We start from the raw sequence: 512 nt of genomic DNA, 5'->3' as shown, positions 1-512 counted from the left end.
CAGAGGTGCGTCATCCACATGCTGCGCAACTCTTTCAAATATGTGAGTTACAAAGACCTGAAGAAATTTGCCTCCGACTTCAAGGCAGTCTATAATGCCCCGAACGAGGCGGCAGGCCTTTCAGAACTGGAGAATATAAAAGAGACATGGGGGAGAAAATACCCCTACGCTGTCAGTAACTGGGAAAACAATTGGGAAGATGTGAGCCCTTTCTTCCAGTTCCCGGAGGACATCCGCCGGATCATGTATACCACGAACATTATAGAGGGGCTGAACCGCCAGTACCGGAAAGTGACCAAGACAAAGAGTGTATTTCCAAGCGACACATCCCTGGAAAAGATGCTGTATCTGGCAAGCCAGAATGTAACGAAGAAATGGACACAGAGATACCGGAACTGGGACCAAGTGCTGAACCAGCTGACTGTCCTGTATGGGGAACGGTGGACCTATGTCAATACTTTGGACACAAAAAGTTGAAAGTTCATGCTGATTTTTTTAATTCCTCATCCTCC

Annotated in this window: 1 protein-coding gene; it reads left to right on the top strand. The window is 47.3% G+C overall.

All coding sequences use genetic code 11. The features are described from left to right. The coding region (locus D7Y06_RS25580; RefSeq protein ID WP_199714867.1) for a transposase at positions 1–477 on the top strand (477 nt) is incomplete at its 5' end. Positions 478–512: the final 35 nt, after the last annotated feature.

This window comes from Roseburia sp. 1XD42-69, from assembly GCF_003612565.1.
Lineage (GTDB): Bacteria > Bacillota > Clostridia > Lachnospirales > Lachnospiraceae > Roseburia_B.
The sequence above is the reverse complement of the archived record's forward strand: the minus strand, read 5'-3'. Positions and strand labels throughout refer to the sequence as shown.